We start from the raw sequence: 13637 nt of genomic DNA on the forward strand, positions 1-13637 counted from the left end.
CCGGGCCGGTTCTCCACCACCACCGGCTGCCTGAGTTCGCGGCCCATGCCATCGGCCATGGCACGCGCGAGCTGGTCGGCCGAGCCGCCGGGCGCATAGGGCACCACCAGCCTGACCGGCCTGTCGGGGAAGGCAGCAGCCATTGCGACCTGCGCGCAAGCGAGCGCCGCGGCGCCGGCAAGGGCGCGCCATCCGGGTATCCAGCGTTGCATATTGTCTCCTTCGTGTTTGTTGCTTTGTTGCTTTGTTGCTTTGTTGCTTTGTTGCCTCGTACCCGGCTTGCCGGAAGCCGGGCCTGCGCTTCTCAGACGCGCCGCGTGCGCCCTTCCCAGTACTTGTCGCGCAGGCGGCGCTTGGCCAGCTTGCCGGTGTCGTCGCGCGGCAGCTGGGCTTCGATCACGATGGTGCGCGGCACCTTGAAGCCGGACAGGTGCCGGCGCAGCCATTCGATGATCGCGCCCTCTTCCAGGCTGGCGCCCGGCACCGGCTGCACCATGGCCAGCAGGCGCTCGCCGTATTCGTCGTCGGGCACGCCGAACACCACGCAGTCGGCCACGCCGGGATAGCGCACCAGTTCGTGCTCGATCTCGGCCGGATAGATGTTCACGCCACCGGAGATCACCATGTCGGAGGCGCGGTCGCAGATGAACAGGTAGCCGTCGGCGTCGAGATAGCCCATGTCGCCCAGGCTGACCAGGCCGTCGCGGTCGATGGCGCTGCGGGCCGCTTCGTTGTTGCGGTAGGTGAAGTCGGGATAAGCCGGCTGGCGCACATAGACCAGGCCGATCTCGCCGGGCGCGCAAGGCCGTCCCTGCTCGTCGAGGATGCGCACTTCGCCGTCGTCGACCGCGCGGCCGGCGGTGCCAGGCCTGGCCACCGCGTCCGCGGGCGTGGCCACGGTGATCATGCCGGCCTCGCTCGACGCGTAGGTTTCGTGGATCACCGGGCCGAACCAGTCCAGCATGGCGCGCTTGACCTCGGGCGCGCACGGCGCGCCGGTGGAGGCGACGAAGCGCAGCGAGGAGAGGTCGTAGCGCGCACGCACCTCGGGCGGCACCTTGAGCATGCGCACATACATGATGGGCACCAGGTAGAGCACATCGATGCGATGCTTTTCCACCAGCGCCAGCACCTGCTCCGGATCGAAACGCGCGCACAGCACCAGGCGTTCGCCGACCTGCAGGGCGTTCTGGATAAACACACCCGGCGCGCTGTGGTACAGCGGCGCGGCCATCAGCGCGCGGCAGCCCTGCTCGATGCCCATGGTCTGCGCCACCACCGAGCGCATGCGCGCCAGCTGTTCTTCCATCGTGGCCAGCGGTATCGCCGCGCGCAGCACGCCCTTGGGGCGGCCGGTGGTGCCGGAGGTATAGGCCATATGGCCGCGCGGCGCCACGCGCGGGCCGTCGTAGTGCGGCTGCACGGCCAGCCAGCTTTCGTAGTCGATCGCGCCCGCGGGACTGTCCTGGCCCGGCACCGCGACGGCCAGCACCTGCACGCCTTCGGGTATCGCGGCGCGCATGCCGTCCAGCAGGTCGGCATGCCCGATCAAGGCGCGGGCACCGCTGTCGGCCATCAGGAAGCGGATCTCCTCGACGGTGAAGTGCCAGTTGATCGGGCAGTAATACACGCCGGCCGTGCGGCAGGCGTGAACGATGTCGGCAAAGACCGCGTCGTTGCGCAGCAGCACCGCCACCACGTCGCCTTCGGCCAGGCCGAGCGCGCGCAGGCCGCCGGCCAGGCGCGCGCCGCGATCCAGCAGCGCGTCGCCGCTCAGGTGGGTACCTTCGAACCAGAGGTCGGCTGCCATTCAGTTGTCTCCAGCTTGTTTGGTCATGGTCGTGGGAGCCGGGGCGTTGACCGTGCGGGCGGCACGGTCGGCGGCGTTCCTGGCGGCGATGCGCTCGCGCGCGGCCTGCCACTCGGCATCGCCCCAGCCCAGGTATTGCTTGAAATAAGCGCCGTTGGCGAGCCAGTCGCCGCCATCCAGCGCGATGGTCTGGCCATTGATCCAGGCGTTGTCGCGGGCCAGCAGGAAAGCAGCGAGGTTGCCGATGTCCTGCGGCTGGCCGATACGGCCGGTGGGGTTCTGGCCGCTCATCGCGTCTAGCTGCGAATCCTGCGGGCGCAGGCGCGAGCCCGCGCCCTCGGTGGGGATCACGCCGGGCGCGATGGCGTTGCAGCGGATGCCGTGCCGGCCCCACTCGACCGCCAGCGACTTGGTCATGGCATCCACGCCGGCCTTGGACATGGCGGACGGCACCACGAAGGGCGATCCGGTCCAGACCCAGGTCACCACGATGGAGAGCACCGTGCCGGGATGGCCGTCGCGGATCCAGCGTTTGCCGACCGCCTGGGTGGTGTAGAAGGTGCCGCGGAAAACGATGTCGGAGATGGCGTTGAAGCCATTGGGCGACAAGTCCTCGGTGCGGCTGATGAAGTTGCCGGCGGCGTTGTTGACCAGGCAGTCGAGCGGGCCGTGCCGGGTCCAGATGGACTCGATCATGGCATCGACGGCGGCGGCGTCGCGGATATCCACGGCATGGGTCACCACCTTGCCGCCATGCTGGCCGCGCAGCATCTCGGCGGCCTGGTCCAGCACCGCCAGGCGCCGGCCGCACAGGTGGAGTTCCGCGCCCAGCCCTGCCAGCCGCTGGGCCATGATCAGGCCCAGCCCGGTGCCGCCCCCGGTGATCAGCACGCGCTGACCGGCGAAAAGATCGTCCTTGAACATGGTGTCTCCTCCTTGTTGTGCGGCGCCTTGGTGCGTTCCTGCGCCGGTCTGGCCCCGCCGCAGCCGGTCCGGCGGGGAAGGGACACTGTAGTCCCGTGGCACGGCATCGACAATTCCCCCGCAGCGACTCACAATGTTGCGCCAGAATCGACAATCCTCCATGGAATCCCCGATGGACCTCAACCTGATCCAGGCCTTCGTCGATATCGTCGAGGCCGGCAATCTGTCCGAGGCGGGGCGCCGGCGCGGCGTGACGCGCTCGCAGGTCAGCCGCCAGCTGCGCGAACTGGAGCACCAGGCCGGCGCGCAATTGCTGCGCCGCACTACGCGCCGGCTGGAGCTCACCGAGCCGGGCCGCTCGCTCTACCAGCACGGCCTGCGCATCCTGCAGGAGGTGGCCTCGGCCCAGGCCGAGATCGACAGCCTGGGCAAGACCCTGCGCGGCCATGTGCGGATCAGCGTGCCCACCGGGCTGGGCGACACCTTCCTGGCGCCGCTGCTGCTGGAGTTCGCCGACCGGCATCCCGGCATCACGCTGCGCGTGTTCTTCGCCAATCGCGTGGTAGACCTGATCGCCGCCGAGATCGACGTGGCGCTCAAGGTCACCTCGCAGCCGCCGCTGGACCACGTGGCGCGCGATATCTGCGCGATCGACTGGCAACTCTGCGCCGCGCCCGCCTACCTGGCGCGCAGCGGACCGCTGCTGGCGCCGGCCGACCTGGCGCGCTGCCAGTTCCTGTGCCCGCCCTACCCCGCGCGGCGCTTCATCCTGACCCTCGATCGCGGCGACCAGCGCGACGAGGTCGAGCTGAGCCCGCATCTGCAGTCCGAGCATTTTCCCTTCCTGATGCGCGCGGTGCGCGAGGGCCACGGCGTGGGATTGCTGCCGGTCTACGCGGGCTGGGAGGATGTGCGCGAAGGCCGCCTGGTGCCGGTGCTGAAGGAATGGAAACCCGAGGGCCTGGGCAACCGGCTCTTCATCATCACCACGCCCAACCTCCACCCGTCGATGGCCACGCGGGCGCTGATCGAATTCCTGCGCCAGCGGATTCCGGCGCTGGATGTTTTCAGCGGCAATGCCGCTGCATTGGATCCACCCTGACGCCCGGCCGGGGCTGCCGGCAACCGCAGCCTGCCCGCTCGCCTGCAAACTTTCAATTTGCAAGCTAAGATGCGCGGACACCCTTGGCTTGCAATACGAAAGTAAACGTAAAGACCAAACCCGCAAGCCGGACGGAGGAGACCATGGGCCATACCGACTTTGCCAGCATGCCCTGCCCGATTGCCCGCTCGATGGCGGTGCTGGGCGAGCGCTGGGCCATTCTTGTGCTGCGCGAGGCGTTCTACGGCAGCACCCGCTTTGACGAATTCCAGCGCCACCTGGGCATTGCGCCCAACATCCTGAGCGCGCGCCTGAAAACCCTGGTGGAGCACGGCATGCTGGAGCGGGTGCCGGCGCCCGACAGCGCGCGCCATGTCTACCGCCTCAGCGAAAAAGGCCGCGGCTTCTTCCCCGCCTTCGTGGCGCTCAAGGCCTGGGCCGACCGCTGGATGACCGACGAACGCGGCCCGCTCACCCTGTTGCAGGACAGGCGTACCGGCGGCGAGATCGCCGCGCCGGCGCTGACCCGGGCCGACGGCAGTCCGGTAACGGTGGACGACCTGCGCGTGGCGCCCGGCCCGGGCGCGGGCGGTTATCTGCGGCGGCGGTTTGCCGGCGAAGCCGCCGCCATGACGGCGGATGAAGACGAGCCCGGCCATGAATGAGCCACAAGCCAATCCGCTGGCCGGAGCCGCGCTGGCGTCCTCTGCCATTGCAAACACCGCCGCTGCCGGCCAGCCGCCGATGGGCGAACTGGTGCGCGGCATCCTGGTGCTGGCCGCGCCCACCAGCCTGATCGCCTTCCTGCAGGCCGCGGCGCAACTGCTCGAGACCTGGCTGGCGGCGCGCCAGGGCACGGCGGCGCTGGCGGGCTGGGCGGTGGTGCTGCCCTTCGCCCTGCTGCTGCAGCAGATGTCCACCGGCGCCATGGGCGGCGGCGTGGTGGCCGCCATCGCCCGCGCGCTCGGCGCGGGCAAGCGCGAGGAGGCTTCGTCGCTGGTGCTGCACGCGCTCATCATCGCCATCACCGCGGGCCTGGTATTCGCCGTGGCGCTGGCCGGGTTCCCGCGCGGCATCCTCGGCGCGGTGGCCGGGCAGGCTGCCGCCGACGCTGCCGCCACCTACGCGATCTGGCTGTTCGGGGCGGGCGCGGTGCCAGCCTGGCTGGCCAACACGCTGGCCTCGGTGCTGCGCGGCGGCGGCCGCCACGCGCTGGCGGCGCGCGTGCTGTCGCTGATGTGGATCGCCTTCCCGGTGTTGGCATGGACGCTGGCCGAGCCGGCGGGCATGGGCCTGGCGGGCATCGGCGCGGCGCTGGCGGCGGTGTCGTGGGCGGCGGCGCTGGCCATGGCCTGGGTGGTGCTGCGTGGCGGCGCGGGCTTTGTGCCGGTGCTGCGGGTGCGCCCTTCGCGGGCGCTGTTCACGCGCATCCTGTCGGTGGGGCTGGTGGCCTGCGCGCTGGCCTCGGTGGCCAACCTGACCACCATCCTGGTGACCGCCGAACTGCGCCACTACGGCACGGCGGCGGTGGCCGCCTACGGCATTTCCGCGCGGCTGGAGTTCCTGATGATTCCGCTGGCCTTCGGTGTCGGCTCGGCGCTGACCGCGCTGGTGGGCCGTTCGGTGGGCGCGGGCGACTGGATCACCGCGCGGCGCACGGCCTGGGCCGGGGCGCTGCTGGCGCTGGCGGTGGCCGGCGCGGTGGGCGCGGCGGTCGGGCTGGCGCCGGACACCTTTGCCGGGCTCTTTACCAAGGATGCCGAAGTGGCGGGCATCGCCGCGCGCGCGCTGTCCTGGGTCGCCCCGGCCTTTGGCGGCTTCGGCCTGGGCATGGCGCTGTATTTCGCGTCGATGGGTGCGGGCCGCATGGGCTGGCCGATGGCGGCCGGCGTCTCGCGCATCGCGCTGGCCGCCGGCGGCGGCTGGCTGCTGGCGAACGTGGCCGGCATGGGCCTGGACGGCCACTTCCTCGGCGTGGCGCTGGGCATCAGCGCCTACGGCGTGGTAACCGCGCTGGGCGTGCGGCAGGTGAATTGGTCGGCACGCTGAGCTGGCCAGGGCATGCCGGGCTCGCAGCTTGCTTGATCGGGCCCGCCGGCACGCGTCGCCGCGCTCTGCAATCTTTCCTTGAAGTGCGGCGCTTCCGGCCCAAACTACTCTTGACTGTGGCCGCCGCCCGACCGGCAACAGCGTGACGCGGGCCGCACCCGGCCGGCCGCCAAGCCCATCCTCCTCCGCAGAAGGTGCCATGCCCCCTCGCACCACCGTTTTCGTTGCCGCCCTCGTGGTCGGCCTGCTGCACGCCTATATCGGGCTGCGCCTGTTGCCCGACCTGCCCGTGCCGTTCATCGCCAAGGCGCTGGCCGTGGCGTGGCTGGCGCTGTCCTGGCCGCTGATTCCCGCCGGCCTGCTGGCCCGGCGCCTGGACCAGCCCTGGTCCGACGCCCTCACCTGGGTCGGCATGCTGGCGATGGGCCTCTTCTCCTCGCTGCTGGTGCTGACGGTGGGGCGCGACGTACTCTTGCTGGTGAGCGCCATCGCCGGCTGGCATCCGGCCTGGCTGCTGCCCCGTACCGCCGCCGCGGCGCCCGTGCTCGCGCTGCTGGTCACCGCGCTGGGATTCGTCAATGCGCGGAGACTGGCGCGGGTGGTGGAGGTGGAGGTGCCGATCGCCGGCCTGCCCGACTCGCTGCACGACTTCACCATCGTGCAGATCAGCGATATCCATGTTGGCCCGACCATCAAGCGCGCCTACCTGGAACGCATCGTCGAGCGCGTCAACGGGCTGGCGCCGGACGCCATCGCCATCACCGGCGACCTGGTCGACGGCACCGTGCGCGAACTGGCCTCGCACACCGCCCCGCTGGGCGACCTGAAAGCGCGCCACGGCACTTACTTCGTCACCGGCAACCATGAGTACTACGCCGGCGCCGGGCCGTGGATCGACGAGCTGCGCAGGCTGGGCCTGCGCGTGCTGATGAACGAGCATGTGGTGATCGGCCAGGACGAGGAAGCGCTGGTGCTGGCCGGCGTGACCGACTACACCGCGCACCGTTTCGACGAAAGCCATCGCAGCGACCCGGCCGGCGCGCTGGCGGGCGCACCCGCCGTCGCAGCCGCGCGCGTGCTGCTGGCGCACCAGCCGCGCACGGCAACCGCCGCTGCCACCGCGGGCTTCGACCTGCAGCTTTCCGGGCATACGCATGGCGGCCAGTTCTGGCCGTGGAACCTGTTCGTGCCGATGCAGCAGCCTTATACCGCCGGGCTGAACCGGCACGAGGCGATGTGGGTATATGTGAGCAGGGGCACCGGTTACTGGGGACCGCCCAAGCGGTTTGGCGCGCCTTCGGAGATTACCAAGCTGAGGCTGGTGCCCAAGCCGGCGCCGGCGCGCAACGCGAACGTGGCGTAAAGCCGGACACGCAAAAAGCAAAGGGCCCCGCGCACGCGGGGCCCTTTGCCCTGTGGTAGCGCGCAACCGCGCGCCACCGGCCTGATCGTGCTTATCGCGCGATAGGCTTGTAGCGGATACGCTTGGGCTTGGCACCCTCTTCACCCAGGCGGCGCTTCTTGTCCGCCTCGTATTCCTGGTAGTTGCCCGGGAAGAACTCCACGTGCGACTCGCCTTCGAAGGCCAGGATGTGGGTGGCGATCCGGTCCAGGAACCAGCGATCGTGCGAGATCACCATCACGCAGCCGGCGAACTCCAGCAGCGCGTCTTCCAGCGCGCGCAGCGTTTCCACGTCGAGGTCGTTGGAGGGTTCGTCCAGCAGCAGCACATTGCCGCCCGAGATCAGCGTCTTGGCCAGGTGCAGGCGTCCGCGCTCGCCGCCCGAGAGCGTGCCCACATGCTTCTGCTGGTCCGAGCCCTTGAAGTTGAAGCGGCCGATATAAGCGCGCGACGGCGTTTCGTAGCGGCCAACCGTCAGCACGTCGGCGCCGCCGGAGATCTCTTCGAACACGGTCTTGCTGCCGTCGAGCGCGTCGCGGCTCTGGTCCACGTAGGCCATCTTGACGGTCGGGCCCACCTTGATCTCGCCGCTGTCCGGCTGTTCCTTGCCGGTGAGCATGCGGAAGAAGGTCGACTTGCCGGCGCCGTTGGGGCCGATGATGCCGACGATGGCGCCGGGCGGCACCTTGAAGCTGAGGTCGTCGATCAGCAGGCGGTCGCCGTAGGCCTTGCTCACGCCGTTGAACTCGATCACCTCGTTGCCCAGGCGCTCACCCGCGGGGATGAAGATTTCCTGGGTTTCGTTGCGCTTCTGGTATTCCTGGCTGTTCAGTTCGTCGAAGCGCGCCAGACGCGCCTTGGACTTGGCCTGCCGGCCCTTGGGGTTCTGCCGCACCCATTCCAGTTCCTTGTGCAGCGCCTTCTGGCGTGCCGACTCGCTCGACTCTTCCTGCTTCAGGCGGGCTTCCTTCTGGTCCAGCCAGGAGCTGTAGTTGCCCTTCCAGGGAATGCCGTGGCCGCGGTCCAGTTCCAGGATCCATTCCGCCGCATTGTCCAGGAAGTAGCGATCGTGGGTCACCGCCACCACGGTGCCGGGGAAGCGCGTGAGGAACTGCTCCAGCCATTCCACCGATTCCGCATCCAGGTGGTTGGTGGGTTCGTCGAGCAGCAGCATGTCGGGGCGCGACAGCAGCAGGCGGCACAGCGCCACGCGGCGCTTCTCGCCGCCGGACAGGTTGCCCACCTTGGCATCCCACGGCGGCAGGCGCAGCGCATCGGCGGCGATCTCCAGCTGCAGCTCGGCATTGTTGCCGTCGCTGGCCGCGAGGATGGCTTCGTACTTGGCCTGGTCGGCCGCCAGCGCATCGAAATCCGCGTCCGGCTCGGCATACGCCGCATAGATCTCATCGAGCTTCTGGCGCGCCTCGAACACGCCGCCCAGCGCGGCTTCCACCGATTCGCGCACGGTCTGTTCGGGATCCAGCTGCGGCTCCTGCGGCAGGTAGCCGATGTTCAGGTTGGGCATGGGCGTGGCTTCGCCCTCGATCTCCTTGTCGATGCCCGCCATGATCTTCAGCACGGTCGACTTGCCCGAGCCGTTCAAGCCCAGCACGCCGATCTTGGCGCCCGGGAAGAAGGACAGCGAGATGTCCTTGAGAATGTGACGCTTGGGCGGGACGATCTTGCCCACGCGGTTCATGGTGAATACGTACTGTGCCATGCGGATCCGAGAGAAATGAGGGAATCGGGGGAGGGAATCGGCCAAGTGTAGCAAAGCCGCTCCGGCCGCGGCCTGTCAGGAGGCCTTCTTGCGCGATCGGCCGGTTTTCCCGGTGACGGCGGGCGGGCTCTTGGCGCCATCCGGACTGCTGTCTGCGCCGCCATTCGGGCTGCGGTTGCGCTTGCGGGCGCGGGTCAGGCTGGAGGTCAGGCGGCGGAAGGCAATGTCCATATGCCGCTGCATGACGCTGCGTGCCAGCTCGGGATCCTTGCCGCGCAGCGCCGCCAGCACCTCACGGTGCTCGGCGATCGCCTGCGCCCATACCTCGGGCGTCTCGAAGTGGCTGTCCAGCTGGTCGAACAGCAGCCCCAGGCGCAGGTCGAAGAGCCGCCTGACCACGCCCGCCAGCACGCTGTTGCCGCTGGCCTCGGCCACGCGCACATGAAACAGGCGATCGGCTTCCAGCGGCTTGATGCCGGCCGCGGCATCGGCGGCCATCTGTTCGATCGCCGCCTCGATCGCGTCGAACTGGGCCTTGCGCCCGGTCCTTGCCGCCAGCGCGGCAACCTCGCCTTCGACCAGGGCGCGCGCGCGGATCAGTTCAAGCGGCCCTTCCTCGCCGGACAGGTCGAAACCGCCTTCGGCGGGCACAGGCGGCTCGCGCACATAGATGCCCGAGCCCATCCGCACTTCGATATAGCCCTCGACCTCGAGCGCGATCAGCGCCTCGCGCAGCGACGGCCGGCTCACGCCCAACTGCACCGAGAGCTCCCGCTCGGCCGGCAGGCGCGAGCCCGCGGGAAATTCGCCTGCCAGGATCAGCGCGCGCAGCTGGCTGCTGATCTGGCGGTAGAGGCGTTGCGGTTCGATCGACTGAATAGGCATGGACAAGCGGCCCCGAGCGGCCAGGACGAATCTCCAGGGCGCGGATTATACGATGGCATACCTGCGGACAGGTTCCGCCCCGCAATTGGCTTGACCAGTTGTCCGCTCCGCTGGAGTCTATGCAGCGCCCCCCTGAATGTCCAGACCGGGCGCGAACGCGCCGCAGCCTGGGCGGCGGCATCCGTAGAGACCATTAATTGGTAATACCAGTTTACCTGTCCACACTCCTGAACTAGACTCCGCTCACTCGGCATGCGCGGCAAGGCAGTGACGGTCGCAGGCATTCCGGAGCTGCATCGCACAATAAAGCGGGCATCGGCACAGGCGGCGCCAACGCGCTGGACGTTGCCACGCGGCACCCCGCAGAACGCAGGAGACCCGAGTGAACGACGAAACGCCGCCGAAGCCCCCGTCATCCCCATTGCCTCCCACGCGCCGCAGCCAGGCCTGGTTCGGCCGCCTCGACCGCGATGGCTTCATCTACCGTTCGTGGCTGAAGAACCGCCGCATCCCCCACGACCAGTTCGACGGCCGTCCGGTCATCGGCATCTGCAACACCTATTCCGAACTCCCCCCCTGCAACTCGCACTTCCGCACGCTGGCTGAACAGGTCAAGATCGGCGTGTGGGAAGCGGGAGGTTTCCCACTCGAATTCCCGGTGATGTCGCTGGGCGAGACCATGCTGCGCCCGACGCGATGCTGTTCCGCAACCTGGCCAGCATGGACGTGGACGAATCGATCCGCGGCAACCCGATCGACGGCGCGGTGCTGCTGATGGGCTGCGACAAGACCACGCCGGCGCTGATGATGGGCGCGGCCTCCTGCATGGTCCGCGTGTCGGACGCGCGCATGAGCGGCACGGCCTATGGCACGGTGGTGCTGCACGTGGCGCCCGAGGCGGCGGCTGGCGGCCCGCTGGCGCTGGTGCGTGACGGCGACATGGTCGAGCTGGATGTCGCCGCACGCAAGCTGCACCTGCATGTTTCCGACGAAGAACTGCAGCGCCGCCGCGCCGCGTGGCAGGCGCCCGCCCTGCCGATGGAACGCGGCTGGACCCGGCTCTACGTCGAACATGTGCAGCAGGCCAACCTGGGCGCCGACCTGGATTTCCTGGTGGGCAAGAGCGGCGCCGCCGTGCCCAAGGACAACCACTGAGGCGTACGTTGAACGATTAGCAGCAGCGGCCCCCGCACGAACGCCACATGGAGACACCAGGCATGGCATCGGTACAGATTCGCGGCATCGAGAAGATCTTCGGCAGCACGCAGGTCATACGCGGCGTGGACATCGATATCGAAGACGGCCAGTTCACCGTGCTGGTCGGGCCATCCGGCTGCGGCAAATCCACGCTGCTGCGCATGATTGCCGGGCTGGAGGAAATCACCACCGGCGAGATCGCCATCGGCGGCCGGGTGGTCAACCGCCTGCCGCCCAAGGAGCGCGACATCGCCATGGTGTTCCAGAACTATGCGCTCTACCCGCATATGACGGTCTACGACAACATGGCCTTCTCGCTCAAGCTCGCCCGGGGCAACAAGGACGAGATAAAGCGGAAGGTGGACCAGGCCTCCGCCATTCTCGGCCTGGACAGCCTGCTGGACCGCTACCCGCGCCAGCTCTCCGGCGGGCAGCGCCAGCGCGTGGCGATGGGACGCGCCATCGTGCGCGATCCGCAGGTGTTCCTGTTCGACGAGCCGCTCTCCAACCTCGATGCCAAGCTGCGCGTGCAGATGCGCGCGGAGATCAAGGAGCTGCACCAGCGCCTGCGCACCACTTCGGTCTATGTCACGCATGACCAGATCGAGGCCATGACCATGGCCGACCAGATCGTGGTGATGCGCGACGGCCGCGTGGAGCAGCGCGGCAAGCCGCTCGAACTCTACGACCGCCCCGACAACCTCTTCGTGGCTGGCTTTATCGGCTCGCCGGCGATGAACTTCATCCCCGGCGTGCTGCACCGCCAGGGCGGCGCGGCGATGGTCGAGTTCCCCGATGGCACGCGCCTGCCCGCGCCCGCACGCTTCGACAGCCGCACCGGCATCGACGGCCAGCGCGTGATCTACGGCGCGCGCCCCGAGCACCTGAGCCTGGGCGCGCCCGGCCAGGGCCTGCAGACCCGCGTTTCGGTGGTGGAGCCCACCGGCGCCAACACCGAGATCTATTCCCGCTTCTGCGAGACGGAGTTCATCTCGGTCTTCCGCGAGCGCCACGACTTCGCCGCGGGCGACATCCTGCACCTGGTGCCCGACCACCAGCACAGCCACCTGTTCGATGCCGAATCGGGCCAGACGCTGCTGCGCCATGGCGCACCGGCACCGGCGGGCGGCCCGGGAAACAGGCATGACCAGCACGGGGCGCAGCCCCTGACCACGGAGGAGACAAAGCAATGAGCACACCGACCAATTTCACGAGGCGCGATTTCCTGCTATCCACCGCTGCGGTCGCCGCCACCACGGCGCTGGGCGGCCATGCCTTCGCCGCCCCGGCCCCGCTGCTGGCCAAGCCGGAAGCCGGCGCCAAGCTGCGCGTGCTGCGCTGGAAGCGCTTCGTGCAGGGCGACGAAGACCTGTGGAATGCCAACACGAAGAAATTCACCGAGCTGACCGGCGTCGAGGTGCGCGTCGACAACGAAGGCTGGGAAGACGTGCGGCCCAAGGCCGCGGTGGCGGCCAGCGTCGGCAGCGGGCCGGACATCATCATCGGCTGGTTCGACGACCCGCAGCAATACCCCGACAAGCTGGTCGACCTCACCGGCCTGGCCGACTACCTGGGCGGCAAGTACGGCGGCTGGTACGACGTCTGCCGCAAATACGGCACGCACAACGGCAAGTGGATCGGCCTGCCGCTGGGCGTGGTCGGCAATGCGCTGGTCTATCGCGAAAGCCATGTCAGGGCAGCAGGCTTCGACACCATTCCCAAGGATCTCCCCGGCTTCCTCAAGCTGTGCCAGGGCCTCAAGGCCAAGGGCACGCCCTGCGGCTTCGCGCTGGGCAAGGCGGTCGGCGACGGCAACAACTGGGCGCACTGGCTGCTGTGGTCGCATGGCGGCATGCTGGTCGACACCAAGGGCAAGGTCGTGGTCAACTCGCCCGAGACCTGGGCCGCGCTGGAGTATGCCAGGCAGCTCTACGCCACCTTCGTGCCGGGCACGCTGTCGTGGCAAGACCCGTCGAACAACAAGGCCTTCCTCGACGGCCAGATCAGCCTGACCGCCAACGGCATCTCGGTCTACTACGCGGCCAAGAATTCGAAGGAACCCAAGCTGCAGGAAATGGCGCGCGACATCCAGCACGCGCACTTTCCCATCGGCACATCGGGCAAGCCGACCGAGCTGATGCAGATCACGCAAATGATGCTGTTCAAGCATGCCAAGTACCCGAACGCGGCCAAGGCCTACCTGCAGTTCATGATGGAGCCCGAGCAATACAACCCGTGGATGGAAGCCGCCATCGGCTACGTCAGCCAGCCGCTCAAGGCCTACGAGGCCAACCCGATCTGGACGGCCGACCCCAAGCACACCGTCTACCGCGAGGCCGCCTCGCTGATGCTCGACAACGGCCACGCCGGCCCGCTGGGCACGGCTTCGGCAGCGGCCATGGCCGACTACATCGTGGTCGACATGGTGGCCGAGGCCGCCAGTGGCTCCAAGACGCCCAAGGAGGCGGCGGCGCGCGCGGCGGAGCGGGCGCAGCGGTATTACAAGGCTTAGCGCCGCCGGCCCTTGCCGTGGCCGGCATCGCAGACG

At 68.8% G+C, this 13637-nt stretch carries 11 protein-coding genes and 2 pseudogenes; 8 read left to right on the forward strand and 5 right to left on the reverse strand.

The annotated features are described in order from the left end of the window. The 3 genes and pseudogenes from P3W85_RS12040 to P3W85_RS12050 form a co-directional block, all read right to left on the reverse strand. Positions 1 to 212, reverse strand: a pseudogene (locus tag P3W85_RS12040) (tripartite tricarboxylate transporter substrate binding protein); the annotation flags it as partial. A 92-nt stretch (positions 213 to 304) separates the two neighbouring features. Further along, positions 305 to 1810, reverse strand: coding sequence for an acyl-CoA synthetase (locus P3W85_RS12045; RefSeq protein ID WP_276264959.1), 1506 nt, complete (start codon positions 1808 to 1810; stop codon positions 305 to 307). After that, positions 1811 to 2734: an SDR family oxidoreductase gene (locus P3W85_RS12050; RefSeq protein ID WP_276264960.1), complete on the reverse strand. Its 924-nt coding sequence runs from the start codon at positions 2732 to 2734 to the stop codon at positions 1811 to 1813. A 172-nt stretch (positions 2735 to 2906) separates the two neighbouring features. On the opposite strand from P3W85_RS12050, the gene P3W85_RS12055 reads away from it, so the two are divergent. The 4 genes from P3W85_RS12055 (at position 2907) to P3W85_RS12070 (ending at position 7248) form a co-directional block, all read left to right on the forward strand. Beyond that, on the forward strand, positions 2907 to 3836 hold the full coding sequence (locus tag P3W85_RS12055; protein WP_276264961.1) for a LysR family transcriptional regulator: 930 nt from the start codon (positions 2907 to 2909) through the stop codon (positions 3834 to 3836). A 143-nt stretch (positions 3837 to 3979) separates the two neighbouring features. Next, on the forward strand, positions 3980 to 4501 hold the full coding sequence (locus P3W85_RS12060) for a winged helix-turn-helix transcriptional regulator (RefSeq protein WP_276264962.1): 522 nt from the start codon (positions 3980 to 3982) through the stop codon (positions 4499 to 4501). A 79-nt stretch (positions 4502 to 4580) separates the two neighbouring features. Continuing rightward, on the forward strand, positions 4581 to 5885 hold the full coding sequence (locus P3W85_RS12065; RefSeq protein ID WP_346430261.1) for an MATE family efflux transporter: 1305 nt from the start codon (positions 4581 to 4583) through the stop codon (positions 5883 to 5885). A 199-nt stretch (positions 5886 to 6084) separates the two neighbouring features. Beyond that, positions 6085 to 7248 carry a metallophosphoesterase gene (locus P3W85_RS12070; protein WP_276264964.1) on the forward strand — a complete coding sequence of 388 codons (1164 nt, stop codon included), beginning with the start codon at positions 6085 to 6087 and terminating at the stop codon, positions 7246 to 7248. A 91-nt stretch (positions 7249 to 7339) separates the two neighbouring features. Here P3W85_RS12070 and ettA read toward each other — a convergent pair whose 3' ends face one another. Both ettA and P3W85_RS12080 read right to left on the reverse strand, forming a co-directional pair. After that, the gene (gene ettA, locus P3W85_RS12075; RefSeq protein ID WP_017228849.1) at positions 7340 to 9007 is read right to left on the reverse strand and encodes an energy-dependent translational throttle protein EttA; all 1668 of its coding nucleotides are present in this window, start codon (positions 9005 to 9007) and stop codon (positions 7340 to 7342) included. 75 nt (positions 9008 to 9082) lie between these two features. Further along, positions 9083 to 9892 (reverse strand): FadR/GntR family transcriptional regulator, encoded by an 810-nt coding sequence (locus P3W85_RS12080; RefSeq protein ID WP_276264965.1) that lies wholly within the window; start codon positions 9890 to 9892, stop codon positions 9083 to 9085. 382 nt (positions 9893 to 10274) lie between these two features. On the opposite strand from P3W85_RS12080, the pseudogene P3W85_RS12085 reads away from it, so the two are divergent. The 4 genes and pseudogenes from P3W85_RS12085 to P3W85_RS12100 all read left to right on the forward strand — a co-directional run. Next, a pseudogene (locus P3W85_RS12085) lies at positions 10275 to 10657 on the forward strand (dihydroxy-acid dehydratase); the annotation flags it as partial. Positions 10658 to 10741: 84 nt separating this feature from the next. Then, positions 10742 to 11047, forward strand: a complete 306-nt coding sequence (locus P3W85_RS12090; RefSeq protein ID WP_276264973.1) for a dihydroxy-acid dehydratase — start codon at positions 10742 to 10744, stop codon at positions 11045 to 11047. A 62-nt stretch (positions 11048 to 11109) separates the two neighbouring features. Beyond that, a complete protein-coding gene (locus P3W85_RS12095; protein WP_276264966.1) occupies positions 11110 to 12282 on the forward strand; it encodes an ABC transporter ATP-binding protein in 1173 nt (390 codons plus the stop codon). Beyond that, positions 12279 to 13601: an ABC transporter substrate-binding protein gene (locus P3W85_RS12100; protein WP_276264967.1), complete on the forward strand. Its 1323-nt coding sequence runs from the start codon at positions 12279 to 12281 to the stop codon at positions 13599 to 13601. Before P3W85_RS12095 ends, P3W85_RS12100 begins: the two co-directional genes overlap by 4 nt. Positions 13602 to 13637 lie beyond the last annotated feature (36 nt).

Source organism: Cupriavidus basilensis, from assembly GCF_029335485.1.
Classification (GTDB): domain Bacteria; phylum Pseudomonadota; class Gammaproteobacteria; order Burkholderiales; family Burkholderiaceae; genus Cupriavidus; species Cupriavidus basilensis_E.

Coding starts and splice junctions, on each gene's coding strand:
- P3W85_RS12045 (WP_276264959.1), bottom strand. CDS start 1,810: ATGGCAGCCGACCTCTGGTTCGAAGGTACCCACCTGAGCGGCGACGCG.
- P3W85_RS12050 (WP_276264960.1), bottom strand. CDS start 2,734: ATGTTCAAGGACGATCTTTTCGCCGGTCAGCGCGTGCTGATCACCGGG.
- P3W85_RS12055 (WP_276264961.1), top strand. CDS start 2,907: ATGGACCTCAACCTGATCCAGGCCTTCGTCGATATCGTCGAGGCCGGC.
- P3W85_RS12060 (WP_276264962.1), top strand. CDS start 3,980: ATGGGCCATACCGACTTTGCCAGCATGCCCTGCCCGATTGCCCGCTCG.
- P3W85_RS12065 (WP_346430261.1), top strand. CDS start 4,581: ATGGGCGAACTGGTGCGCGGCATCCTGGTGCTGGCCGCGCCCACCAGC.
- P3W85_RS12070 (WP_276264964.1), top strand. CDS start 6,085: ATGCCCCCTCGCACCACCGTTTTCGTTGCCGCCCTCGTGGTCGGCCTG.
- ettA (WP_017228849.1), bottom strand. CDS start 9,007: ATGGCACAGTACGTATTCACCATGAACCGCGTGGGCAAGATCGTCCCG.
- P3W85_RS12080 (WP_276264965.1), bottom strand. CDS start 9,892: ATGCCTATTCAGTCGATCGAACCGCAACGCCTCTACCGCCAGATCAGC.
- P3W85_RS12090 (WP_276264973.1), top strand. CDS start 10,742: ATGAGCGGCACGGCCTATGGCACGGTGGTGCTGCACGTGGCGCCCGAG.
- P3W85_RS12095 (WP_276264966.1), top strand. CDS start 11,110: ATGGCATCGGTACAGATTCGCGGCATCGAGAAGATCTTCGGCAGCACG.
- P3W85_RS12100 (WP_276264967.1), top strand. CDS start 12,279: ATGAGCACACCGACCAATTTCACGAGGCGCGATTTCCTGCTATCCACC.